The sequence below is a fragment of the Bradyrhizobium liaoningense genome (assembly GCF_018130955.1).
GTDB lineage: Bacteria > Pseudomonadota > Alphaproteobacteria > Rhizobiales > Xanthobacteraceae > Bradyrhizobium > Bradyrhizobium liaoningense_C.
In genome coordinates, this window is record NZ_JAFCJM010000038.1 from 45,127 (window position 1) to 68,207 (window position 23,081).

At 65.0% G+C, this 23,081-nt stretch carries 16 protein-coding genes and 2 pseudogenes; 13 read left to right on the top strand and 5 right to left on the bottom strand.

The features are described 5' to 3' along the window. Positions 1–140: 140 nt before the first annotated feature. Genes hpaE through hpaH form a run of 3 tightly spaced genes read right to left on the bottom strand, consistent with a single transcriptional unit; the run spans position 141 to position 2,909 of the window. Complete coding sequence (gene hpaE / locus JQ632_RS26385) at positions 141–1,679, bottom strand: 5-carboxymethyl-2-hydroxymuconate semialdehyde dehydrogenase (RefSeq protein ID WP_212405562.1); 1,539 nt, start codon at positions 1,677–1,679, stop codon at positions 141–143. Beyond that, a complete protein-coding gene (locus tag JQ632_RS26390) occupies positions 1,672–2,070 on the bottom strand; it encodes a 5-carboxymethyl-2-hydroxymuconate Delta-isomerase (protein ID WP_212405563.1) in 399 nt (132 codons plus the stop codon). The genes hpaE and JQ632_RS26390 overlap by 8 nt, the downstream gene beginning before the upstream one ends. Positions 2,071–2,102: 32 nt before the next feature. Continuing rightward, a complete protein-coding gene (hpaH, locus tag JQ632_RS26395) occupies positions 2,103–2,909 on the bottom strand; it encodes a 2-oxo-hept-4-ene-1,7-dioate hydratase (protein ID WP_212405564.1) in 807 nt (268 codons plus the stop codon). Positions 2,910–3,029: 120 nt separating this feature from the next. Here hpaH and hpaR point away from each other — a divergent pair, with 120 nt between their 5' ends. From hpaR to JQ632_RS26430, 7 genes are all read left to right on the top strand, one after another. Continuing rightward, entirely contained in the window at positions 3,030–3,551 is a 522-nt protein-coding gene (gene hpaR / locus JQ632_RS26400; protein ID WP_212405565.1) for a homoprotocatechuate degradation operon regulator HpaR, read from the top strand. A 155-nt stretch (positions 3,552–3,706) separates the two neighbouring features. After that, positions 3,707–4,792 carry a malate/lactate/ureidoglycolate dehydrogenase gene (locus tag JQ632_RS26405; RefSeq protein WP_212405566.1) on the top strand — a complete coding sequence of 362 codons (1,086 nt, stop codon included), beginning with the start codon at positions 3,707–3,709 and terminating at the stop codon, positions 4,790–4,792. Positions 4,793–4,913: 121 nt separating this feature from the next. Further along, positions 4,914–5,690, top strand: a complete 777-nt coding sequence (locus JQ632_RS26410) for an aldolase/citrate lyase family protein (protein WP_212405567.1) — start codon at positions 4,914–4,916, stop codon at positions 5,688–5,690. A gap of 181 nt (positions 5,691–5,871) precedes the next feature. Then, positions 5,872–7,398, top strand: a complete 1,527-nt coding sequence (locus tag JQ632_RS26415; RefSeq protein ID WP_212405568.1) for a UxaA family hydrolase — start codon at positions 5,872–5,874, stop codon at positions 7,396–7,398. Positions 7,399–7,503: 105 nt separating this feature from the next. Continuing rightward, positions 7,504–10,776: a DUF2126 domain-containing protein gene (locus tag JQ632_RS26420; protein ID WP_212405569.1), complete on the top strand. Its 3,273-nt coding sequence runs from the start codon at positions 7,504–7,506 to the stop codon at positions 10,774–10,776. Between the two features lie 27 nt (positions 10,777–10,803). Beyond that, positions 10,804–13,320, top strand: coding sequence for a circularly permuted type 2 ATP-grasp protein (locus tag JQ632_RS26425; protein WP_212405570.1), 2,517 nt, complete (start codon positions 10,804–10,806; stop codon positions 13,318–13,320). Continuing rightward, entirely contained in the window at positions 13,317–14,195 is an 879-nt protein-coding gene (locus tag JQ632_RS26430) for a transglutaminase family protein (protein WP_212405571.1), read from the top strand. The genes JQ632_RS26425 and JQ632_RS26430 overlap by 4 nt, the downstream gene beginning before the upstream one ends. A gap of 81 nt (positions 14,196–14,276) precedes the next feature. On the opposite strand, the gene JQ632_RS26435 is transcribed toward JQ632_RS26430, so the two are convergent. Beyond that, the gene (locus JQ632_RS26435) at positions 14,277–15,692 is read right to left on the bottom strand and encodes a hypothetical protein (RefSeq protein WP_212405572.1); all 1,416 of its coding nucleotides are present in this window, start codon (positions 15,690–15,692) and stop codon (positions 14,277–14,279) included. A gap of 559 nt (positions 15,693–16,251) precedes the next feature. Between JQ632_RS26435 and JQ632_RS26440 the strand changes: the two genes are divergently transcribed. From JQ632_RS26440 to JQ632_RS26465, 6 genes and pseudogenes are all read left to right on the top strand, one after another. Further along, positions 16,252–17,079 carry a metal-dependent phosphohydrolase gene (locus tag JQ632_RS26440; RefSeq protein WP_212405573.1) on the top strand — a complete coding sequence of 276 codons (828 nt, stop codon included), beginning with the start codon at positions 16,252–16,254 and terminating at the stop codon, positions 17,077–17,079. Between the two features lie 56 nt (positions 17,080–17,135). Continuing rightward, complete coding sequence (locus JQ632_RS26445) at positions 17,136–18,029, top strand: alpha/beta fold hydrolase (protein WP_212405574.1); 894 nt, start codon at positions 17,136–17,138, stop codon at positions 18,027–18,029. A 138-nt stretch (positions 18,030–18,167) separates the two neighbouring features. After that, positions 18,168–19,691, top strand: coding sequence for an FAD-dependent oxidoreductase (locus tag JQ632_RS26450; RefSeq protein WP_212405575.1), 1,524 nt, complete (start codon positions 18,168–18,170; stop codon positions 19,689–19,691). A gap of 103 nt (positions 19,692–19,794) precedes the next feature. Continuing rightward, the gene (locus JQ632_RS26455; RefSeq protein ID WP_212405576.1) at positions 19,795–20,367 is read left to right on the top strand and encodes an HdeD family acid-resistance protein; all 573 of its coding nucleotides are present in this window, start codon (positions 19,795–19,797) and stop codon (positions 20,365–20,367) included. Positions 20,368–20,432: 65 nt separating this feature from the next. Further along, entirely contained in the window at positions 20,433–20,657 is a 225-nt protein-coding gene (locus JQ632_RS26460) for a hypothetical protein (RefSeq protein ID WP_212405577.1), read from the top strand. 178 nt (positions 20,658–20,835) lie between these two features. Continuing rightward, a pseudogene (locus tag JQ632_RS26465) lies at positions 20,836–22,113 on the top strand (amidohydrolase family protein); the annotation flags it as partial. Here JQ632_RS26465 and JQ632_RS26470 read toward each other — a convergent pair. After that, positions 22,075–22,997 (bottom strand): annotated as a pseudogene (locus JQ632_RS26470) (IS481 family transposase). The pseudogenes JQ632_RS26465 and JQ632_RS26470 overlap by 39 nt on opposite strands. Positions 22,998–23,081 lie beyond the last annotated feature (84 nt).

A 23,081-nucleotide genomic window follows, 5' to 3' on the forward strand; every position in this document is an offset into this window, starting at 1 on the left:
CGTTTCCCTCTGTCATTCCGGGGCGGCTCGAAGAGCCGAGCCCGGAATCCATCGCGCAGCGGTGGCGGTGGATGAATGGATTCCGGGTTCGTGCTCCGGGCCGCGCTTGCGCGGTCCCGTCGCACGCCCCGGAATGACGATCAAATTCCCAGTTTCTGAATCTTGTGCGTGCCCCGCGCGAGCGAGACGTGCTTGGTTTCCATGTAGAAGTCGAACGAGTAGTCGCCGCCGTCGCGGCCGATGCCTGACGCCTTCATGCCGCCGAACGGGGTCGGCAGATGGCGGACGTTTTCGGAGTTCAGCCAGATCATGCCGGCCTCCAGCGCGTCCGCGACGCGCAAGCCCCGGCCCATGTCGTTGGTCCAGACATAGCCGGTGAGGCCATAGCGGACGTCGTTGGCGATCTCGATCGCGTCCTTCTCGTCGCGGAAGGGCAGCACCGTGAGGAACGGGCCAAACACCTCTTCCTGCGCGACGCGCATCTTGGTCGTTGCGCCGGTCACCAGCGTTGGCTGCACATAGTGCCCGCCGCCGGGACCGTCATGGGTCTTGCCGCCAACCGCGATGACAGCGCCGTCTTCGCGCGCGACGTCGAAATAGGAGCAGACCTTTGCGAGGTGCCGCTCATGGATCAGCGGCCCGATCTCGGTCGCGGGATCGAGGGGATGGCCGACCTTGAGGGCCTTCACCCGCGCGGTCAGCTTCTCCACGAACTTTTCGGCGATGTTTTGCTGGACCAGCAGGCGGCTGGAGGAGGTGCAGCGCTCGCCGTTCAGCGAGTAGATCATGAACACGACGGCATCGAGCGCGCGATCGAGATCGGCGTCGTCGAACACGATCACGGGGTTCTTGCCGCCGAGCTCGAAATGTACGCGCTTCAGCGTCGCCGAGCCCTGCCGCATGATCGCCGAGCCCGTTGCGCTCTCGCCGACGAAGCCGATCGCCTTGATCGCGGGATGCTCGGTCAGGGCCTTGCCGGCCTCCTCGCCAAAACCGTGCACGGTGTTGAGCACGCCGTCGGGAACCCCGGCTTCCTTGACGAGCTTTGCCAGCATGTCGGCCGTCACCGGCGACCATTCGGCCGGCTTGTGCACGACGGTACAGCCGGCGGCTAGCGCAGGGGCAATCTTCCAGGTCGAGAGCATGAACGGCGTGTTCCACGGCGTGATCACGCCGACGGGGCCTATCGGCACGCGCGTCGAGACGTTCCAGTGCTCGTCGCTCGGCGTGTTGAGGCCGTCGCGCGCCTCGCCGCATTTGTCGGCGAAGAAGCGGAAATTCTCGGCGGCGCGGATCGCGGCTTTCGCCATGAAGCGATAGGCTTGTCCCGTGTCGATGCATTCGAGCACGGCGATGTCGTCGGCATTGTCTTCGATCGCATCCGCTACGCGATGCAAGAGCTTGCGCCGCATCGCCGGTCCCATGTCGCGCCAGGACTTAAAGGCGAGAGCAGCCGCGGTTGCAGCGCGATCGATGTCCCCGGCGTTGCCGCGCGCGACGCTCGCAAGCGTCGTGCCGTCGACCGGCGACTTCGTCTCAAAAGTCTCGCCGGAGATCGAGGCGACGATCCTGCCGTCGATCATGTGGCCGATGCCCTCAGTGCGCAGCTTCTTCAGCAGCGGCGCTACGCGGTCGCGGTTGGCCTGGAACACATCGGTCTTCGGCGCGGGCTTATCCATGGGCGGCCTCCACTTTCAATGCGTCGTGGATGTTGTTGCGCTTCCAGCTCGTCTCCTTGTCGTTGATCTGCATGTCGAACGACAGCGCGAACTTGCTGGCAGCGAAGACTGGATCGAGATGGCCGGAGAGCGCGCGGAAGACGTGTTCGCCGGCGGCCTTGCGCGTCGGCAGATCGCGGCCTTCGCCGATGCGCAGCAGCATCGAGAGAAAGCCGTAGTCCTTCCTGCCGTCGGCGATCGCGTAGTGCTCGCATCTGATGGCGCGGACGCGGATGCCGCCGACGGGGAAGACGCCGGTCTCAGCCGCCGCCTTGCGCACGATTTCGCACACCGCGGCCATGTCGATGATGGCATCGAGATTGGCCGAATACTCGATCGTGAAATGCGGCATCGCGGTTTCACTCCCTGTTCTTATTGACGGCTTTAAGCGAAGTAGCAGCTCACTGAGCCGTAAGCGCCGTAGTCGGCTTGAATTGTGTCGCCCTTGCGGGTCTCGATCGGACGGATGAAGGAGCCGGCGAGCACGACCTGCCCGGGCTCGAGCGAAAGGCCGAGCGGCGCGATCTTGTTCGCAAGCCACGCCACTGATGTGGCCGGATGGTTGAGCACACCGGCGGCGAGCCCGGTCTCTTCCAGCTGGCCGTTCCTGAAGCACAGCGCGCCGATCCAGCGCAGATCGGCCTCCGAGGGGCGGATCGGCCGTCCGCCGAGCACGATGCCGGCGTTTGCCGCATTGTCGGCGATGGTGTCAAAAATCTTCCGCGTCGCCTTGGTCTTGGGATCGACACGTTCGACGCGAGTATCGAGGATCTCCAGCGCCGGCACCACGAAGTCGGTGGCGTTGAGCACGTCGAACATCGTGCAGTCGGGGCCACTGAGCCGCTTGTTCATGATGAAGGCGAGCTCGGCCTCGACGCGCGTGGCGATGAAGCGATCCGTCGGCACCAGCCCGCCATCGGCAAAGAACATGTCGTCGAGCAGCACGCCGGAGTCAGGCTCGTCGATATTGAGCGCGCTCTGCATCGCCTTCGAGGTCAGGCCGATCTTGTGGCCTTTGACGACCCGGCCCTCGGCAATCTTGATGTCGACCCACGCCTTCTGAATCGCGTAAGCATCGGCGATGGTGATCGCGGGATAGTCCTGCGAGAGCTGCCGGATCTGCGTGCGCGTCTTCTCCGCCTGGTGCAGGCGGTTCGCGCAAGCAAGGATATCGTCGTTGGAAAGCGCCATCGGAGGTCATACAAAGTGTGATGCCGGGGAGATACTTAACATGTTAAGTGAATGCGTCAAGCCGAATTCGCGCTTGCTGCACTGCAAACATTCTCAGGTGCGAGGACGAGGCATTTCGCCATGACCAGGAAGAAATCGGCCGACCCCGCGAATGGCGGCCACCCAGCCGTCCGGCAGGTGCCGATGCGCGACTTTGCGAGCTCGTTGCCGATGTTACTGCTCCGGGCACGTGAGGCCGTGATGCGGCAGTTCCGGCCCTCGCTGCGTGAGCACGGCCTCACGGAGCAACAATGGCGCATCCTGCGTGCGCTCGCCGCGATCGGCGCGGTCGAGGTTACGGAACTCGCGCGGACGGCGTTTCTCCTGGGACCGAGCCTGTCGCGCATCCTGCGCGATCTCGAAGCGCGCCACCTGATCGAGCGGAAGACTGCCAAGACCGACCAGCGCCGCAGCGTGGTGTCGATCTCGGAAAAGGGCGTGAAGCTGATGGCGGTCGTCGCACCAACGTCGGAAGCGGTTTACGCGGAGATCACCCGACGTTTCGGCGCCCGCAAGCTTGCGGAGTTGCAGGACATGCTGAGCGAGCTTGAAACGAGCCTTGCCGACCTCGGCGGCGCAGACGAGGCCTCCGCCGAGGAGTGAAGGCAGATATGCGGCGACAATGATGGACATCGCCGGTTTTTTTCGCTCAAAGTGCCGCCCAAGCTGATCCACCCAAAATCGGCGGCGGGACGGATGATGCCGCGTCGGGACCGGCTCATTCCGCAGGGAACAAGGCAGAGGCAAAAAGACCCGTTATGGTCACCATCCAGGTTGAGAAGCTGATCGATTTTGTCGCTGATGTGTTTCTGCATGCGGAGTCCTCACCCGAAGAAGCCAGACGCATCGCGACCTACCTGACCACAGCCAATCTCACCGGCCATGACAGCCACGGCGTGATCCGCGTGCCCGTCTATATCCGCTGGAAAAAGACCGGCAACGTCGTGCCGAACCAGACCGCGGAAGTGGTGCTCGACACGCCGTCGCTCGCTGTGGTCGACGGCAAGTTCGGCTACGGCCAGACGGTGACGCCGCAGGCGGTGAGGATCGGTATCGAGAAGTGCAAGAAGGCGGGGCTTGCCGCGGTTGCCCTGCGCAATGCCGGCCACATCGGCCGCGTCGGCGACTGGGCCGAGATGGCGGCCGCCGAAGGACTGGTGTCGGTGTATTTCGTCAATGCCGCCGGCTCGCTGCTGGTCGCACCGTTCGGCGGCGTCGAGAAGCGGCTATCGACCGCGCCCTATTGCGTCGGCATTCCCCGTCCGGGCCAGGATCCCATCGTGCTCGACTTCGCGACCTCGATCGTGGCCGAAGGCAAGGTGCTGGTCGCAAGCCGCGGCGGCAAGAAGCTGCCGAAGGGTGCGCTGGTCGATTCCGACGGCACGCTGCGCGAGGAGCCGGTCGTACTGTACGGACCCTACACGCCTGACGGCCTGCGCGATCACACCAAGGGCACCGGCGCGATCCGCGCCTTCGGCGAGCACAAGGGATCGGGTCTCGCTTTCATGTGCGAATTGCTCGGCGGCGCGTTGACCGGAACGGGCGCCACCTCGGGCGGCCGCCGCTTCGCCAACGGCATGCTGGCGTTCTATGTCGATCCCAAGGTGGTCGACACGTCAAATCTCTTCGACGACGAAGTCACGCGCTATACCGACTTCATCCGCGCGACCAAGCCGATTGCCGGCGTCGAGCAGGTGCTGGTCCCCGGCGATCCCGAGCGAAAGACGCGCGCCGATCGTACCAAAAATGGCGTGCCCTTGCCGGACGATACCTGGGCGGCGATAGTGAACACCGCCCGCGAGGTCGGCGTCAGCGAGGTCGCGATCCGGAGGGCGGCGGGTTAATTCGATTTCGTCATTTGCGAGGAGCCAGCGACAAAATTGCGTAGCAATTTTGCGCTGGAGCTCGGAAGCTTCGCTTCACTCGCAATGGCAGTGAACAAGAACAACAGGGAAGGACGTGAACGTGGCGAACAAAGTCAAAGAGATCTGGAAGTCGGGCAAGGCCGTGGTCAACGCGTGGCTTGCGATCCCCTCGGGCTTTTCGGCCGAGATGATCGCGCAATGCGGCTTCGACAGCGTCACCGTCGATATGCAGCACGGCGTGCAGGACTATCTCTCGATGGTGCAATGCTTCCAGGCGATGGACAAGCATCCGGTGACGCCGATGGTCCGCGTGCCCTGGAACGAGCCCGGCATCATCGGCAAGGTGCTCGACGGCGGCGCCTATGGCGTGATCTGCCCGATGGTCAACACGGCGCAGGAGGCCAAGAACCTCGTCTCCTATTCAAAATATCCGCCGCAGGGCGTGCGTTCCAACGGCCCGATCCGCGCCGGCATGTACGGCACCGCGGGCTCGTATCAGAAGACAGCGAATGCCGACACCATCCTGCTCCCGATGATGGAGACCAGGACCGCGGTCGAAAACATGGAAGCGATCCTCGATGTCGAAGGCATCGACGGCGTCTATATCGGACCGTCCGACCTCGGCTTCTCCTACGGCCTCGAGCCGAAGCTCGATCGCAGCGAGCCGGAGATCTTGGCGATCTACGAGAAGATCATCAAGGAGTGCGGCAAGCGCGGCCTCAACCCGGGCATCCATTGCAGCGGCGCGGAAGGCGCGGCGCGGGCGATCAACATGGGCTTCAAGCTGGTCACCCTGTCGAACGAGGTCGGCCTGATGACGACCTATGCCAAGATGCAGGTGAATGCGACCCGGAAGGATTCCGGCGGCAAGGCTTGATCGCTCTCTCCTCTCCCTCTCCCCGCTCTTGCGGGGAGAGGGTTGGGGTGAGGGGCCTCTCTCAACACGAACTAGGCTAACGACTGAGCGCGCGGCTCGCCCCTCACCCGGATCGCTGCGCGATCCGACCTCTCCCCGTAAGAACGGGGAGAGGTGAAGTCCGAAGACCAAGGAGACACCCATGACGACCCCAGCTCCCGTGATCCGCCTGCACCCTGATGACGGCGTGGTGATCGCGCGTGCCAGCCTGCCGCCCGGCACCGTGGTGGCCGACGGCGTGAGCGCGGTCGAGCGCATTCCCTCGGGCCACAAGGTTGCGATCAAGCCGATCGCGGTCGGCGAGCCGGTCAAGCGCTACGGCCAGATCATCGGCTTTGCGACGCAAGCCATCTCGCCGGGCCAGCACGTGCATACGCAGAACTGCGGCATGGGCGATTTCTCCAAGGACTACGCCTATTGCGCGGACGTGAAGCCGACGCCGAATTTCGACCTGCCGGCGACGTTCGAAGGCATCCGCCGCCCCGACGGCCGCGTCGCCACGCGCAACTACATCGGCATCCTCACCTCGGTGAATTGCAGTGCGCATGTCGCTGGTCTCGTCGCCGATGTCTTCAAGAAGAATCCGTTCACCGGCGAGAATCCGCTGGCCGATTTCCCCAATGTCGACGGCGTCGTCGCGCTCACCCACAAGACCGGCTGCGGCATGACGCAGCACGAGCCCCTGGCGCTGCTCCGTCGCACGCTCGGCGGTTACGCGCGGCACGTGAACTTTTCCAACGTGATCGTGCTGGGGCTGGGTTGCGAGGTGAACCAGATCGGCGGGTTGATGGAGGAGCAGAAGCTGGCCGGCCGGCTCCGTGCGATGGACATCCAGGACGTCGGCGGTACCCGCAAGACGATGGAGGCGGGCGTTGCTTTCGTGCGCGAGACGCTTGCCGATGCCAACAAGGTCAAGCGTGAGTCCGTGCCGGCGAGCGAGTTGACCGTGGCGCTGCAATGCGGCGGCTCCGACGGCTATTCCGGCGTATCGGCCAATCCCGCGCTCGGCGCGGCCAGCGATCTCATCGTGCGCCATGGCGGCACGGTGATCCTCTCCGAGACCCCCGAGACCTACGGCGCCGAACATCTGCTCACGCGCCGCGCGGTCAGCCGCGAAGTCGGCGAAAAGCTCGTCGGCTTGATGCGCTGGTGGGAAGAGTACACGCAGCGGGAAGGCGCCGAGATGAATGCCAATCCGAGCCCCGGCAACAAGGCCGGCGGCCTCACCACCATTCTCGAAAAGTCGCTGGGCGCGATGGCGAAGGCCGGCACCACCAATCTCGTCGACGTGCTCAACTATGCGGAAGCCGTCACCAAGAAGGGTTTTGTGTTCATGGACACGCCCGGCTACGACCCGGTCGCGGCGACCGGGCAGGTGGCGGGCGGCGCCAACCTCGTCTGCTTCACGACCGGCCGCGGCAGCGTGTTCGGCTGCAAGCCCGCGCCGTCGATCAAGCTTGCGACCAACACGACCATGTACCAGCGCATGGAAGAGGACATGGATGTCAATTGCGGCACCATCCTCGAGGGATCCGAGACCGTCGAGGAGTGCGGCAAGCGCATCTTCGATCTCATCCTGAAGACCGCGTCGGGACAGCCGACCAAGAGCGAGAGCCTTGGTTTCGGCGGTGCCGAGTTTGCGCCATGGGTGCTAGGGGCGACGATGTGAGAGGCGCGCATAGCCCGTGCCGTAGGCACGCTCTGCCGTTTGTTAGTGCTTGATCGCGATGACGTCAGGTGTTCTGCTCAAAAAAGCTGCTGGAGCACCTGATCCGTGTCGATCTACGTCGCATTACACCACGTCACGCACTACAAATACGACCGTCCGATCGATCTCGGCCCGCAGACCATCCGCCTGCGGCCGGCGCCGCACACGCGCACGCCGATCCTGAGCTATTCGCTCAAGGTCACGCCATCAAATCATTTCGTGAACTGGCAGCAGGACCCGCAGGGCAATTGGCTCGCACGCTACGTCTTTCCGGAGAAGGCCACCGAGCTAAAGATCGAGGTCGACTTCACGGCCCAGATGACCGTGATCAACCCGTTCGACTTCTTCGTCGAGCCCTATGCCGACAGCTTTCCGTTCGACTACACCAAGGACCTCAAGACCGAGCTCGCGCCCTATCTCGAAACCATCCAGCCAGGTCCAAAGTTCGCCGAGTATCTCGCCTCGATTCCGCGCGAGGCTTCCAACACCGTCAACTACCTCGTCGATCTCAACAGGGAGCTGCAGAAGCGCGTCCGCTACATCATCCGGATGGAGCCGGGGGTGCAGACACCGGAGGAGACGCTGGCCTCGGGCGCCGGTTCGTGCCGCGACTCGGCGTGGCTGCTGATCCAGACCCTGCGCCATCTCGGCCTCGCAGCTCGCTTCGTCTCCGGCTATCTGATCCAGATCCGTCCCGACATCGATCCGATCGAGGGACCGCCCGAGGTCGAGAACGATTTTACCGATCTGCACGCCTGGGCCGAAGTCTATCTGCCCGGCGCCGGCTGGATCGGCTTTGATGCGACCTCCGGCATGCTCGCGGGCGAGGGACATATCCCCGTCGCCGCCACGCCGCATTATCGCTCGGCCGCACCGATCTCCGGCAGCGCCGGCTTTGCCGAGGTCGAGTTCGCCTTCGACATGAGCGTCAGGCGCATCCGCGAGGCGCCGCGGATCACAAAGCCGTTCTCCGACGAGGCCTGGGCGCGGCTCAACGAGCTCGGCGAGCAGGTCGACGGCGATCTCGTGAGCCAGGACGTGCGCCTCACCATGGGCGGCGAGCCGACCTTCGTCTCGGTCGACGATCTCGAAGCCGGCGAGTGGAACACCGAAGCCGTCGGTCCGACCAAGCGCGCGCTGGCCGACGATCTGATCCGCCGCCTGCGCACGCGCTTCGCGCCCGGTGGTCTCCTGCATTACGGCCAGGGCAAATGGTATCCCGGCGAGAGCCTGCCGCGCTGGGCTTTTGGGCTCTACTGGCGCAAGGACGGCGTGCCGATCTGGAAGAACGCCGATCTCATCGCGAAGATCGCCGATGCGCGGCCGGCGCAGGTCAAGGACGCCGCAGCGTTCATGGAAGGCACCGCGGCGCGGCTCGGGCTCGATCCCGGCTACATTATGCCGGCCTATGAGGATCCCGCCTATTGGTTGCAGAAGGAGGGCGAGCTTCCGGTCAACGTCGATCCCTCCGATTCCAAGCTGTCCGACCCTGAAGCGCGGGCGCGCATGGCGCGCGTGTTCGACAAGGGGCTGGGCACGCCGCGCGGCTTCGTGATGCCGGTGCAGCGCTGGAACGCGGAAGCGCCGCGCTGGCGCAGCGAGCGCTGGAGCCTGCGGCGCAGTCATCTGTTCCTGACGCCGGGTGATTCCCCGCTCGGGCTGCGGCTGCCGATCGGCTCGCTCGGCTATGTCCCGCCCAATGAATTCCCCTACATCCACGAGCAGGATCCGATGGAGGCGCGCGGCAAATTGCCGGTGTTCAGCCTCAGGGCGCGCCCGCCATCACCGCCAAGGCTCGCGCCCGAACATCTCAACACTGCGATTCCCGTGCGCACCGCGATGGCGGTCGAGGTTCGCGACGGCGTGATCTGCGCCTTCATGCCGCCGGTCGAGAAGATCGAAGACTATCTCGAGCTGATCGCAGCGCTCGAGGCGACCGCCGAGGAGATGCAGCTCGCCGTGCATGTCGAAGGCTATCCGCCGCCTTTCGATCCGCGCATCGACGTCATCAAGGTGACGCCCGATCCCGGCGTGATCGAGATCAACATCCAGCCGGCCAAGACCTGGCGCGACGCCGTCGACATCACCTTCGGTCTTTATGAGGACGCTGCAAAAGTCCGGCTCGGCGCCAACCGCTTCCTGATCGACGGGCGTCACACCGGCACCGGCGGCGGCAATCATGTCGTGGTCGGAGGGGCGAGCCCACCGGACTCGCCGTTCCTGCGCCGGCCTGATCTGTTGAAGAGCCTCGTGCTGTATTGGCAGCGGCATCCGTCGCTGTCCTATTTCTTCTCAGGGCTCTTCATCGGGCCGACCAGCCAGGCGCCGCGCATCGACGAGGCGCGGCACGACAGCATCTACGAGCTCGAGGTCGCGCTGTCGCATGTGCCGCCGCCGGGCTACCAGGCGCCGCTCTGGCTGGTGGACCGCCTGTTCCGGCATCTCCTGGTCGACATCACCGGCAATACTCACCGCGCCGAGATCTGCATCGACAAGCTCTATTCGCCCGACAGCCCGACCGGGCGGCTTGGCCTCGTCGAATTCCGCGCGCTCGAAATGCCGCCCGATCCGCGCATGTCGCTGGCGCAGCAGCTCTTGATCCGCGCGCTGATCGCAAAGCTGTGGCGCGAACCGCAACAGGGCAAGTTCGTGCGTTGGGGCACGGCGCTGCACGATCGCTTCATGCTGCCTCACTTCATCTGGGCAGACTTCGTTGACGTGCTTTCTGAGTTGAAGCAATCCGGCTATCCCTTTGAGCCGGAATGGTATCTCGCCCAGCTCGAATTTCGTTTCCCGGCCTTCGGCCGCGTCCACCATGGCGGCGTGACGCTGGAATTGCGCCAAGCGCTGGAGCCCTGGCATGTGCTCGGCGAGGAGGGCTCAGCCGGCGGCACTGTTCGTTATGTTGATAGCTCGGTCGAGCGACTTCAGGTGAAGGCTGAAGGCTTCATCGAGGGCCGCCATGTGGTGACGTGCAACGGCCGCCGCCTGCCGATGACCCCGACCGGCCGGTCGGCGGAGGCCGTGGCCGGTGTCCGCTTCAAGGCCTGGCAGCCGGCCTCCGGCCTGCACCCGACCATTCCCGTCCACGCGCCTCTGACCTTCGACCTGATCGATACCTGGAACGGCCGCTCGCTCGGCGGCTGCGTCTATCATGTCGCCCATCCCGGCGGGCGCAACTACGACACCAAGCCGGTCAACACCTACGAGGCCGAGGCGCGGCGGCTGGCGCGCTTCCAGGATCACGGCCACACGCCGGGCCCGGTCCAGCCGCCGCCGGAGGAACGCACAATTGAGTTTCCGCTGACCCTCGACTTGCGAACGCCGCTCCTGCATTGAGTATAGTGATGGGGCAGGGAGAGGCGGATGGGCGAAGGCGCAACCGAGGGGACCGGTCAGGCGGGCAGGGCGCGACCCGGCCAGCGCCGCGTTGCGCAATGGATTCGCGACTATAGCCGCTTGCCCGGCATCCCCGATGAATTCCTGACGCCCGACGGCGAGCCCCGCGCCGTCTGGAGCCGTTTCTTCGACGCCTTTGGCGCACTCGCGCCGGACGAGATCGAGCGCCGCTTTGCGATGGCCGACCGGCACTTGCGCGAGGCCGGCGTCACCTATCGCCCGCCGGGCGAGAACGCCGACCGGATCTGGCCGCTCAGCCATTTGCCGCTCCTGATCGACGACGCCGACTGGCAGCAGCTCACCGCCGGCATCAAGCAGCGCGCCCAGCTTCTGGAGCTGGTGCTGCGCGACATCTATGGCGAGGGCCGCCTGGTCGCCGAGGGTGCGCTTCCTGCGGCTGCGATTGCGGGCAGCGCCGAATATCTGCGGCCGGTATGCGGCGTAAAGCCGCCCGGCGGCCGCTATCTCTCGATCTATGCCGCCGACGTCGGCCGCGGTCCCGATGGCCGCTGGTGGGTGCTTGGCGACCGCACCCAGGCGCCGTCAGGCGCCGGCTACGCGCTGGAAAACCGCCTGGTGCTGTCGCGTGCCTTCGCCAATCTCTACAAGTCGATGAATGTCGAGCGCGTCGCGCCGTTCTTCGAGGCGTTTCGCGACAGCCTGCGCGGCAGCGCCGACCGCGACGAGCCGCGGATCGGCGTGCTCACGCCCGGCAGTTTCAGCGAGACCTATTTCGAGCATGCCACGCTCGCCCGCTATCTCGGCTTCCTCCTGGTCGAGGGCGACGATCTCGCCGTCAGCGACAACCGTCTCCACATCCGCACCGTGGCCGGGCTGAAGCGGCTCGACGTTCTGCTGCGTCGGGTCGATTCCAACTTCCTCGATCCGCTGGAGCTCGATGCCTCCTCGCGTTTGGGGGTGCCCGGCCTGATCGACGTGCTGCGCAAGGACGGCGTCGTGGTCGCCAACATGCCGGGCTCCGGCGTGCTCGAGGCGCGGGCGCTGCTCGGCTTCCTGCCGGCGCTCAGCCGTCGCCTGCTCGGCGAAGAGCTGAAGATGCCGCATATCGCGACCTGGTGGTGCGGGCAGAAGTCGGCGCGCGACGAGGTGCTGTCGCGGCTCGACGAGGTCGCCATCGAAGGCGCCTATAGCCGCTTCGTGCCGGGCTTTCCGAGCAACGGCCCGGTGCTCGCAAGCGAGCTCGATGCGCCGGAACGCCAGCGCCTGATCGACGCGATCGGCGACCGCGGCCTCGACTATGTCGGCCAGGAGGTGGTGCGCCTGTCGACCATGCCGGTGTGGGAGCAGGGCCAGATCTCGCCGCGGCCGTTCGTGCTGCGGGTGTTTGCCGCCGCCACCGAGGACGGCTGGACCATCATGCCCGGCGGCTTCTGCCGGATCGCCGAGCAGCCCGACGCACGCGCGGTGTCGATGGGCGACGGCGCGCGTGCTGCCGACGTCTGGGTCGTGTCCGAGAAGCAGGTCTCGCCGGCAACGCTGCTGCCGGCGACCGACAAGGTGCGCATCCGCCGCATCGCCGGCGTGCTGCCGAGCCGTGCCGCGGACAATCTGTTCTGGCTCGGCCGCTATCTCGAGCGCGCCGAGGCGACGCTGCGGCTGGTGCGCGCGCTCGGCTCGCCGATGCGCCCCAACAAGACCACCTCGAGCGCGATGCAGTCGGCCGAGCGCATCCAACGTCTCCTGGTCGCCTGGGGCGCGATCTCGCAGGCCTCGCGCACGGCGCCGGGGCGGATCGCGGCGGAGGCCTTGCAGAGCGCGGATCGCTTCGGCTCGGCGCTGTCGCTGGTGCGCGCCGCGCAGCGCACCGCAACGAGCCTGCGCGAGCGGCTGTCGCCCGACGCCTGGCAGGTCATCACTGAGATGACCGAGCGGCTCGCCTATGAGGTCGAGGACGACGACAGCGTGCTCAGCGCCGCTGAGCTGACGCTGCAGGAGCTCGCTAGCTTCGCCGGCCTCGCGCAGGAGAACATGAACCGCGCCGCAGGCTGGCGTTTCCTCGATATGGGCCGCCGCGCCGAGCGCGCCATCAACACCACGCGCTTTGCGCGGCAGTTCGCCTATGACGAGGCGGGCGACGAGGATCTCGACGTGCTGCTGACGCTGGTCGATTGCCAGATCACCTATCGTTCGCGCTATCTGCTGGCGCCGGTGCTGGCGCCGGTGCGCGACCTCGCCGTGCTCGACAGCTACAATCCGCGCTCGGTCGCCTTCCAGGTCGCAACGCTGAATGAGCACATCGCAGCACTGCCGAGCCTGAAGGAATACGGGCTGATCGAGCGGCCGCAGCGCCTCGCCGTCGCGGTGCAGGCCATGCTTGCGACCGCCGAGGCTGAAAAACTCGAGGTCAAGACGCTGTTCGCGCTGGAGCAGGATCTGCTCAGCCTCGCCGACGCGATCGGATCGCACTACTTCCCGCACGGCCCCAACGCCAGCCGGCCGGAAAAGCTGACGGGGCTGGCGTGATCTACGACATACGCCACGTCACGACCTATTCCTATGAGTCTCCGGTCAGCTTCGCCCGCTGCACGCTGCGGCTGGAGCCGAAGAGCGGCGACGGACAGGAGCTGATCTCCCACAGCGTCGAGATCCGGCCGCGGCCGGTGGATCGCACCGCGCGGCGCGATTTCTTCGGCATCCTGACCGAGAGCGTCGTGATCGAGGCCGCGCACCGCAATTTGCGGATCGATTCCCGTTCGCGCGTATCGGTGTCGCGGCAGCCGCCGCCGCGCGATGCCTTCAGCCCGTCCTGGGAGAGCATCCGCGACATCGCCTTCGAGGCGACCAGCCTCGGGCCGTCCTCGCCGGTCGGCTACGTCTTCGCGAGCCCGCTGGTGCCGGTGCTGCGCGCGGTGAGCGCTTACGCGGCGTCGAGCTTTGCGCCCGGGGTGGGCATCCTCGCCGGCGCCGTCGACCTGATGCATCGCATCCGCACCGAGTTCCGCTACGACCCGAAGGCCACCGTGATCTCGACGCCGCTGAAGGAGGTCTTCGACAACCGCCACGGCGTCTGCCAGGACTTTGCCCATGTGATGATCGCAGGGCTCCGCGGGCTCGGCCTGCCGGCGGCCTATGTCAGCGGATACTTGCGGACCATCCCGCCGCCCGGCCAGCCGCGCCTGCAGGGCGCCGACGCCACCCATGCCTGGGTGTCGCTGTGGTGCGGCGCCGAGCTCGGCTGGGTCGGGCTCGATCCGACCAACGACCTGCTCGTCGCCAACGATCACATCGTGCTCGCGGTCGGCCGCGATTTTTCCGACGTCTCGCCGGTCGACGGCATCATCGTGGGATCACCGAAGCAGAAGCTCGGCGTCGCCGTGGACGTGCTGCTGGTGGAGTAGGCGCGCAGCGGTGGAGTAGAGGGCGGGAGGCTGTCCCCTCATTCACCGCTGTTGGCAATCAGTTGCACGCTTCGCAATGTCTCACCCGATCCTGTTCAGCGAATTCCGGATCGTCGTAAAAATCCCGCCGATATCCTTCCGCAGCGCCTCGAGCGTGCCGAAGTTCTCGAAGATCTGCGCAAGCCGTCCCTCGATCTCGCGCTTGCTCACCGACAGCGATTCCACGCGGGTGCTGAGCGTTGCGTCGCCATGCTGCTCGATCTCGCCGACGGTCTTGGTCAGGAGATCGCGAATGCGGTGAACCTCCGCGATCAGGGCCTCGATCCCGAACACCGGGGCCTGCAGCGGCACCAGGTCGGACTGCGATTTCGAAAGTTCGTCCTTGAAGCCGTTCAAGGTCGCGAGCGTGTCCTGCAGCGTCCGCAGGCGGACGCGGGACTGGATGACGAAATCGTTCAGCGCGTTCTGCCGGTCGGCAAGGCTCTTGCCGTTGGCGTCGGTCTCGACTTCGGCAAGGGAGCGATCCAGATGCGTCTGGCGCTCCCTCAGCTCATCGAAATCCATCCGGATCGCGTTGAGAATGTTGTGGCAGTCCTCGATGCGGGCGACCCGCTGCTCGATCTCGAGCTTGCCCCTGGAGAGGGCTTCCACCCGCGCGCTCAGCGCGTCGTCGCCGGTCGATTCCAGCTCGTCGAGGATCTTTGCAAGCGCGTCGCGGTTGAGGCGGAGCTCGCCGATCAGGGTATTGATGCCGGCCTCGGGCGCGCGTAACGGCACGAGCTCGGCGTGCGATTTGACGAACTCCTCCTTGAAGCGGTTCAGCGTCGTGAAGGAGTCCTGCACGGTGCCCACCCGCGCCAGCAGCCCCGAGGCGTCGCGGTCCAGCTCCTTGAGGCGATCGGCCAGATTGGCCTTCCTGTCGTCGGTCTCGATATCCGTCAGCGCCCGCTCGATCTGGTGCTGGCGATCCTTGATCTCGGTGAAGACCGGCTCGATCGCGCGCCGCTCGGCGGCGACCTTGCCGACCATCTCGCGCAGGCTCTGCTGGCGGCGCCGGATTTCCGCGAGCTGGTCGTGCATGTCGGTGGACTGGTTGCGGCTCTGCTGCAGAACGGCCCGTTGCTCAATCTCGGCCAGCTTCTTCTCCAGCGACGAGACCGCCTCCCTCGGATCGCTCTCGATCAGGTGCTGGACGGTGGCATCGAGGTGGTTCTGCAGCGCATGCGCCACCACGACGTCCTCGCGGGTGTTCTTGAGGCGGTCGCGCAACGTCTTCAGGCTTCTGTCCTGGCGCGAGAGCCGGTAGGCCTGGAAAACGCTTGCCCCGATCAGGAGCAGGGCCATCACCGAGAGGGCGCCGAGCGCATAGCGCTGCGCCAGGGGGAGCGCGGAGAAGGACGCCGAAAGATGCGCGAAATCGTAACCGAAGGCCTGCTGCGCGAAGACCCCGATCACGACCAGAAGGCCTAACCAAACCAGCACGAAGAACAGCCACATCGTGAATTCCTCACGTCGGCAACCGTCTTCGTTGCTATTTGGGAACTCGCCCAAGATCAAGTTTCTCGCGCCGGGCCACGCCCTGCATGGTTAGCGGCGGGGGTGCTGCGGGGGGTGATGCTGGGCCATCTGCCGCCCTGGCGACGGCGCTTGCCGCACCGCACCGGCGACAGGTGAGGCGTCCACCCAAGACCGCGTGGACGTGCGCGTGGCCGCGGCGGGCGATCTGGCCGGGCCGACGCTGGCCGTCCCTTGCGCTAACCAGGGAAAAGCTCGGGACAATCGGGCGTCCGTGGAAGCAGCAAATGGACGACCAAAATGGGTCGATCCGTTGCTGACATCAATGTCATACCATCCGCGCAGTCTGACGTTTGCCTGACGGCGTGCGGCGGCTATGCTTCTCGTGGCCTGCCGGAGTTGCAAGATACTTCCGTATTTCCCCGGTTGCGAGACCGGCGGTTTGGTCAGCGGCCCGAAGTTGGGATATGCTGGTTCCGGGCGAACAAGAAACGAGACGTCAGGCGTTGGCGCGGGACACCACCGACAGCGGGCTGCATCCATGATGACGTTACCGAGACTGGCGGCCGAGGCCTTGGAGGAGTTGCTGGGCTCGTTCATGCGCCGCCGATACGACGAGTCCTTCGCAAAGGTTCTGGAGAGTGCGACGCGCACGACGATGGAGTGCATCGGCAACAGCGATGCGCTTTACCACAATTTCGAGCACACGATGCTGGTGACGCTCGCGGGCTTTGCGATTCTCCAAGGCCGCCATCTCCACGCGCACCTGTCAGGGGACGATTACACGCATATCCTGATCGCCTGCCTCGCCCACGACATCGGCTATGTGCGCGGTCTGTTCAAGGAGGATGATGAAGACGGTTTTCTGATCGATGAGTTCGGCGCCAAGATATCGTTGCCGCGCGGCGCATCGGATGCCAGTCTGATGATGTACCACGTCGACCGCTCCAAGCTTTATGTGATGCAGCGGCTGGCGCCGATGCCCGGTGTCGACCCCGAGCGTATTGCGCGGGCCATCGAAGGCACGCGGTTTCCGGCGCGCGAAGGCCAGGACTATGACGAAGATGCCTCGATCCTGCGCGCGGCGGATTTCATCGGCCAGCTCGGCGACCCCAACTATCTGCGCAAGGCCAACGCGCTGTATTACGAGTTCGAGGAAGTCGGCATCAACCGCCAGCTCGGCTACGATTCGCCCGCCGACATCGTGCACCGCTACCCGCAATTCTATTGGGACAGCGTCGCGCCGCACATCCAGACCGAGATCGGCTACCTCAACAAGACCGAGATCGGCCGACAGTGGATCGCGAACCTCTACAGCAACGTGTTCCGCGCCGAGCGCGACATCTCGCTCTCCGGACCGCAGCGGTAATCTTCACGGCAATCTTCTCGGTAATCTTCTCGGTATTCTTGGGGATCGGCACGTTCATGCAAGCGAAGTCCGTGACGACCGCCGTCCTCGACATCGGCTATCTCGAATACGGTCCGCCTGACGGCTGGCCCTGTATCCTCGGCCATGGCTTTCCCTACGACGTCCATGCCTACACTGAGACCGCGCCTGTCATCGCCGAGGCCGGCGCGCGGGTGCTGGTGCCGTGGCTGCGCGGCTATGGGCCGACGCGGTTTCGCTCCCCCTCGACGCTGCGCTCCGGCGAGCAGGCGGCGCTCGGGGCCGACCTCCTGGCCTTCATGGATGCCCTCAAAATCGAGCGCGCAATCCTCGGCGGTTACGACTGGGGCGGGCGCGCGGCCTGCGTCGTCTCGGCGCTCCATCCGGAACGCGTGGACGGGCTCGTCACCGGCAATTCCTACAATATCCAGAACATCGCGCGCGCCATGGAGCCGGCCTCGCCGCCGGAAGAGGCCGCGCTCTGGTATCAATATCTCTTCCACAATGAGCGCGGCCGCCGTGCGCTCGAGCGCAACCGGGCCGGCTTTGCCCGCCAGCTCTGGACCATGTGGTCGCCGACATGGGCATTTGACGAGGCGACCTTCGCGCGCAGCGCGGCGTCCTTCGACAATCCGGATTTCGTTGATGTCGTGATCCACTCCTACCGGCATCGCTATGCGCTGGTCGAAGGCGATCCTGCTTATGCGGCCATCGAACAGCGGCTCGCCGCGCAACCGCCGATCCGTGTACCCGTCATCGCGATCGATGGCGATTCCGACGGCGTCAATCCCGGGACCGCCCATCACGCGCGCAAGTTCGAAGCCTTCTTCGAACGGCGCGTCTTCCGCGATGCCGGTCACAATCTGCCGCAGGAACGCCCCGTAGAGTGGGCGCAAGCCGTGCTCGACCTGCGGAAGGCGGAGGCGGGCTAGGCTGTCTCCCGATTTGTCGGGATCTTGGGAACCTTTTGCCGTTGGAGTCGTCCAACCCGAGTACCGCGCTGACGCGCCAGGAGCTGCTCGGGCTCGCCAATTCGGACGAATAAACGCATCGCTCAAGGGAGAAGCGCCATGACCGATGAAAAGAAGCCAAGCGGGCCGGATCTCACCAAGGGCGTAGCGCTAACCGACTTCAGCGATGGCAAGCTCGGCGGCCATGTCGGGGACGATGACGTGCTGCTGGTGCAGATCGGCCCGGACGTCGTGGCGATCGACGCCTATTGCAGCCACTACCACGGCCCGCTTGCCGAGGGGCTGGTGGTTGGCGACACCATCCGCTGTCCCTGGCATCACGCCTGCTTCTCGCTCCGAACAGGCGAAGCGATCGCGCCGCCGGCGCTCAGCGCGCTGTCGGCCTGGAAGGTCGAGCGCGAGCAGGACGAGATATTCGTCCGAAGCAAGCGCGAGGTGGCGGCGCAAACCGCGCCGCATCTGTCAGCGCCGGCGCCGGACCGCTTCGTCATTGTTGGCGGCGGCGCGGCCGGATTTGCCGCGGCTGACACGCTCCGCCGCGAAGGATTTGCCGGCGCGATCACCATGATTTCCAGCGACGGCGCCATGCCCGTCGACCGGCCCAATCTGTCCAAGGACTATCTTGCCGGCAATGCGCCGGAGGATTGGCTGCCGCTGCGGCCCGCGGCCTATTATCAGGATTTTGGCATCGACCTTCGGCTCAACACGACAGTTGCCGCGATCGATCCGAAGGGCCGGAGCGTGACGCTCGGAAACGGCGACCGGTTGCCGTTCGACCGGTTGTTGCTCGCGACCGGTGCGGAGCCGGTCAAATTGCAGATTGCCGGCGCGGATCAGCCGCATGTCCACACTTTGCGGTCGGTGGCCGACAGCCGCGCCATCATTGCTGCTGCTGCGAACGCGAAGCGGGCGCTGGTGATCGGCGCGAGCTTCATCGGCCTCGAAGTTGCCGCCTCCTTGCGGGCGCGCAAGATCGAGGTTCATGTCGTGGCACCGGAAGAGCGGCCGATGGAAAAGATCCTCGGGCGCGAGATGGGTGATTTCGTCCGCGCGCTGCACCAGGAGAACGGCGTCAACTTTCATCTCAAGGACACCGTCGAGAGGCTCGACGGCACGCATGCGCACCTCAGGAGCGGTGGGATAATCGAAGCAGACCTCGTCATCGTCGGCATCGGCGTCAGGCCGCGCCTGTCCCTGGCCGAGCAGGCCGGGCTTGCGATCGACCGCGGGGTGAGCGTCGATGCCTGGCTCGAAACCAGCGTATCAGGCATCTTTGCTGCCGGCGATATCGCGCGCTGGCCCGATCCGCATGCGGGCGCGAGCATCCGCGTCGAGCACTGGGTCGTCGCCGAGCGGCAGGGCCAGACCGCGGCGCGCAACATGCTGGGCCGGCGCGAGCGTTATGGCGCCGTGCCGTTCTTCTGGAGCCAGCACTATGACGTCCCGATCAACTATGTCGGCCACGCCGAAAGCTGGGACGACATCGAGGTCGACGGCAGCATTGCCGGCAGGGACTGCCTGCTGAGGTACCGCAAGGGCGGTCGCGTGCTTGCGGTGGCCTCGATCTATCGCGACCTCGACAATCTCAAGGCGGAGCTCGTGATGGAACGGGAGAAAGCCTGATCTGGACAGATACCAGCCATGATGGGCTGACGGGCATTTGTGGCGGAGGCCACCCGTGTTATTCTGACGTGTACCACGTCAGTTTGCAGTCGGGAGCACCGTCATGACAACTGCTTCGGATACGTCTCAAAATCATAGCCTGGGCTCCACCATCGCGCCGTTGCGCGCCAAATGGGGCTGGATCGTTGCGCTTGGCGTCGTCTACGTCATTGCCGGCTTCGTCGCGCTCGGCAGCGTCGTGATGGCGACCGTGGCGAGCGTGATCGTGGTCGGCGCCATGATGATCGTGGCCGGCGTCACCGAGGTGATCGGTGCGTTCCAGATGAAGAGCTGGGGCAAATTCCTGATCTGGGCCCTGCTCGGCGTGCTCTACATCATCGCGGGCTTCCTGACCTTCGAGAACCCGCTGTTCGCCGCCGTGCTGCTGACCCTGTTCCTGGGCGCATCGCTGATCGCATCCGGCGTCGTCCGGCTGTTTCTCGCCTTCAGCATGAAGCGCGAGAGCCCCTGGATCTGGGTCGCGCTGTCGGCCGTGATCACGCTGCTGCTGGGCCTGTTGATCCTGGCGCGATGGCCGATCAACAGCGTCTACATTCTCGGCGTCTTCCTCGGCATCGACCTGATCTTCGCGGGGGCCGGCTGGATCAGCCTCGGCTTCGGTTTGAAGCGCCGCTAACAGGCGCCGGCTTTCGGTTGCTATCCGCCTGCCGGATCCTCCGCGCGGGCCTGGAGGAGATCGTCATGCGTTGGGTCTATCTCGCCATCATCATCCTGTTCGCCATCGCAATCGTCGTCTTCGCCATGCAAAACCTCGAGACGGTGACGATGTCCTTCCTGGGGGTGAATATCAGCCTGCCGCTCGCGGTGCAGACGATCGTCGTCTATCTGCTTGGCGCGGTGACCGGCGGCAGCCTGTTCGCGCTGCTGCGACGCTCGTATGAAGGCTCGAAGCGGAGCGTAGCGTGACACCGGCATCCCGTCAGCAATCCGACGCAAGACGGTTCCGTCGATGTCAGCCGATCGACCGTGCCATCCAGATCCACGGCGGCGCCGGCGTGTCGCAGGACACGTCTCTGCGTTCATTGAAGTCGTCCTGGGTCACCGAGAGGTCGTAAATGCTCCACAACGTCTGAAAGAGGGCAGAATGAACTCGATGTCGCGAACGATTTTCGTTGCCGCGCTCCAGCTCGTGGTCGTCGGGCTTGCGTCCGCTACTCGCGCGCAAAGCAATCCGTCAGCGAACGCTGGCGCGACGTTGTTCCAGAATGTGCGCATTTTCGATGGCAAGAGCGCTGCACTCTCCGCGCCGTCCAATGTGCTGATCAAAGGCAATATCATCGAGCGCATCTCGACGGAGCCGATCACCGCAGAGCCAGGCGTGACCGCAATCGCAGGGAACGGTCAGACGCTGATGCCCGGCCTGATCGACGCACACTGGCATGCGATGCTGATCCGGCCCAATCCTGCTCAGTCGATTGTTGGCGATGTGGGCTACAACAATATAGCAGCGGGCGCCGAGGCCACTGATACACTATTGCGCGGCTTTACCACAGTGCGCGACGTTGGGGGGCCTGTATTCGGATTGAAGCAAGCCATTGACGAAGGGCTGATTGCGGGACCGCGCATCTATCCCTCAGGAGCCGTTATAACGGTCACGAGCGGGCACGGTGATTTCCGACAATTGTCTGAACTGCCCCGAACGATCGGCGGCATGCTCAGCCGCATGGAGCAAATTGGCGGTAGCATGGTCGCCGACAGCCCTGACGAGGTCCGCGTTCGCGTCCGCGAGCAGCTTATGCAGGGAGCTTCTCAGATAAAGCTGACGGCCGGTGGCGGGGTGTCCTCGCCCTTCAGTCCGATTGATGTATCAACGTTTACCGAGGCCGAACTGCGTGCAGCCGTCGAGGCAGCAGAGAATTGGGGCACCTACGTCACAGTGCATGCGTTCACACCAGCGGCGATCCAACGGGCCATCGCCGCCGGAGTGAAATGTATCGAGCATGGCTTCCTGATGGACGAGGTCTCCGCCAAGCTGATTGCCGAGAAAGGCGTCTGGTTGAGTACGCAGCCTCTTCCCGAGGGGTTGAGGCAAGGCTTTCCGGTAGGCACAGTCCAGCGGGCCAAGGCTGACGAAGTCTGGCCTGGCATCGCCCGGACCTACGAGCTGGCGAAGAAGTACAGTATAAAGACGGCATGGGGCACGGACGTTCTCTTCTCGCAGGCGCTGGCGCAGCAACAGGGGGCAATTCTCGCCTCGCTTGTCCGCTGGTACAGTCCAGCCGAAGCGCTCGGCATGGCGACCAAGACCAACGCCGAATTGTTGGCATTGTCCGGCAAACGCAGTCCGTATCCTGGCAAACTCGGCGTCGTGGAACAGGGCGCGCTAGCTGTGGAATCTCAAGAGGTCGTTCTCCGGGAGGGCGAGGCGGCTGATCGGTGGTTTGGCGTGTGATGAAGCCAGATCGGCAGATCGTTGGCTCGCTGGTCTGAGGTTTCGTAGGCGCGAGCATAGGCCCACTCGCGTAGCGCCGTTTGAATGAAGCGCTCGGCCTTGCCGTTTGTTTGCGGCCTGTAGGGCCTGGTGAAGATGTGCTTGAGGCCCAACCTTTTGCAAGCCTTGGCGAACGCTTTGGCGCGATAGCAAGAGCCGTTGTCGGTCATGATGCCGGTGACCTTTATGCCGAGGCCTTGGAAGTAGGTGACGACGTCGTCGAGGAAGGCGATGGCGCTCTCCTTCTTCTCGTCGGGTCGAATCCGAGAGAAGGCCACGCGCGATGCATCGTCGATGGCGACGTGGACGAACTCGTGACCGGCGCCGCGGCTTTCACCCTTCTGGCGATCGCCGGTGATGCGGTGGCCAGGCCGAACGAATCTCCCGAGTTTCTTGATATCGATATGGATGAGCTCGCCGGGATGCTCGCGCTCATAGCGCCGCACCGGCTCGGCCGGCTCCAGATCGCGTATCCGGCTTAATCCCAAGCGGCGAAGGATGCGGCTGACGGTGGCCGGTGACACCTCGACCTCGGCAGCGATCTGCTTGCCGGTGTGGCGCTGCCGGCGCAACGTCTCGATGGCCGTGCACGTGGCTGGCGGGGTTTGGCTTGGCGATGAAAGGGGTCTGGAGGAGCGATCGTGCATCCCCTCCACACCTTCTGCGCGGAACCGCTTGACCCATTTGGCGACGGTCTTCGGCGTCGTGTTGAACTGGTAGGCAGCGTCGGCCTGGCTCAGCCCACCTTCCACTACGCTTCGGGCCATCGCCTCTCGACCTTTTGGCGTCAAAGGCGCATTCTTGTGGACGTTCATCTGGTCTCTCCCTGGAACACTGAAGCTTCGCAACCTCAGCTTCCTCGGTTCAGACCAGATGGACAACCTCCTGAGAGACCAAAG

Coding starts and splice junctions, on each gene's coding strand:
- hpaE (WP_212405562.1), bottom strand. CDS start 1,679: ATGGATAAGCCCGCGCCGAAGACCGATGTGTTCCAGGCCAACCGCGAC.
- JQ632_RS26390 (WP_212405563.1), bottom strand. CDS start 2,070: ATGCCGCATTTCACGATCGAGTATTCGGCCAATCTCGATGCCATCATC.
- hpaH (WP_212405564.1), bottom strand. CDS start 2,909: ATGGCGCTTTCCAACGACGATATCCTTGCTTGCGCGAACCGCCTGCAC.
- hpaR (WP_212405565.1), top strand. CDS start 3,030: ATGACCAGGAAGAAATCGGCCGACCCCGCGAATGGCGGCCACCCAGCC.
- JQ632_RS26405 (WP_212405566.1), top strand. CDS start 3,707: ATGGTCACCATCCAGGTTGAGAAGCTGATCGATTTTGTCGCTGATGTG.
- JQ632_RS26415 (WP_212405568.1), top strand. CDS start 5,872: ATGACGACCCCAGCTCCCGTGATCCGCCTGCACCCTGATGACGGCGTG.
- JQ632_RS26425 (WP_212405570.1), top strand. CDS start 10,804: ATGGGCGAAGGCGCAACCGAGGGGACCGGTCAGGCGGGCAGGGCGCGA.
- JQ632_RS26435 (WP_212405572.1), bottom strand. CDS start 15,692: ATGTGGCTGTTCTTCGTGCTGGTTTGGTTAGGCCTTCTGGTCGTGATC.
- JQ632_RS26440 (WP_212405573.1), top strand. CDS start 16,252: ATGATGACGTTACCGAGACTGGCGGCCGAGGCCTTGGAGGAGTTGCTG.
- JQ632_RS26445 (WP_212405574.1), top strand. CDS start 17,136: ATGCAAGCGAAGTCCGTGACGACCGCCGTCCTCGACATCGGCTATCTC.
- JQ632_RS26450 (WP_212405575.1), top strand. CDS start 18,168: ATGACCGATGAAAAGAAGCCAAGCGGGCCGGATCTCACCAAGGGCGTA.
- JQ632_RS26455 (WP_212405576.1), top strand. CDS start 19,795: ATGACAACTGCTTCGGATACGTCTCAAAATCATAGCCTGGGCTCCACC.
- JQ632_RS26460 (WP_212405577.1), top strand. CDS start 20,433: ATGCGTTGGGTCTATCTCGCCATCATCATCCTGTTCGCCATCGCAATC.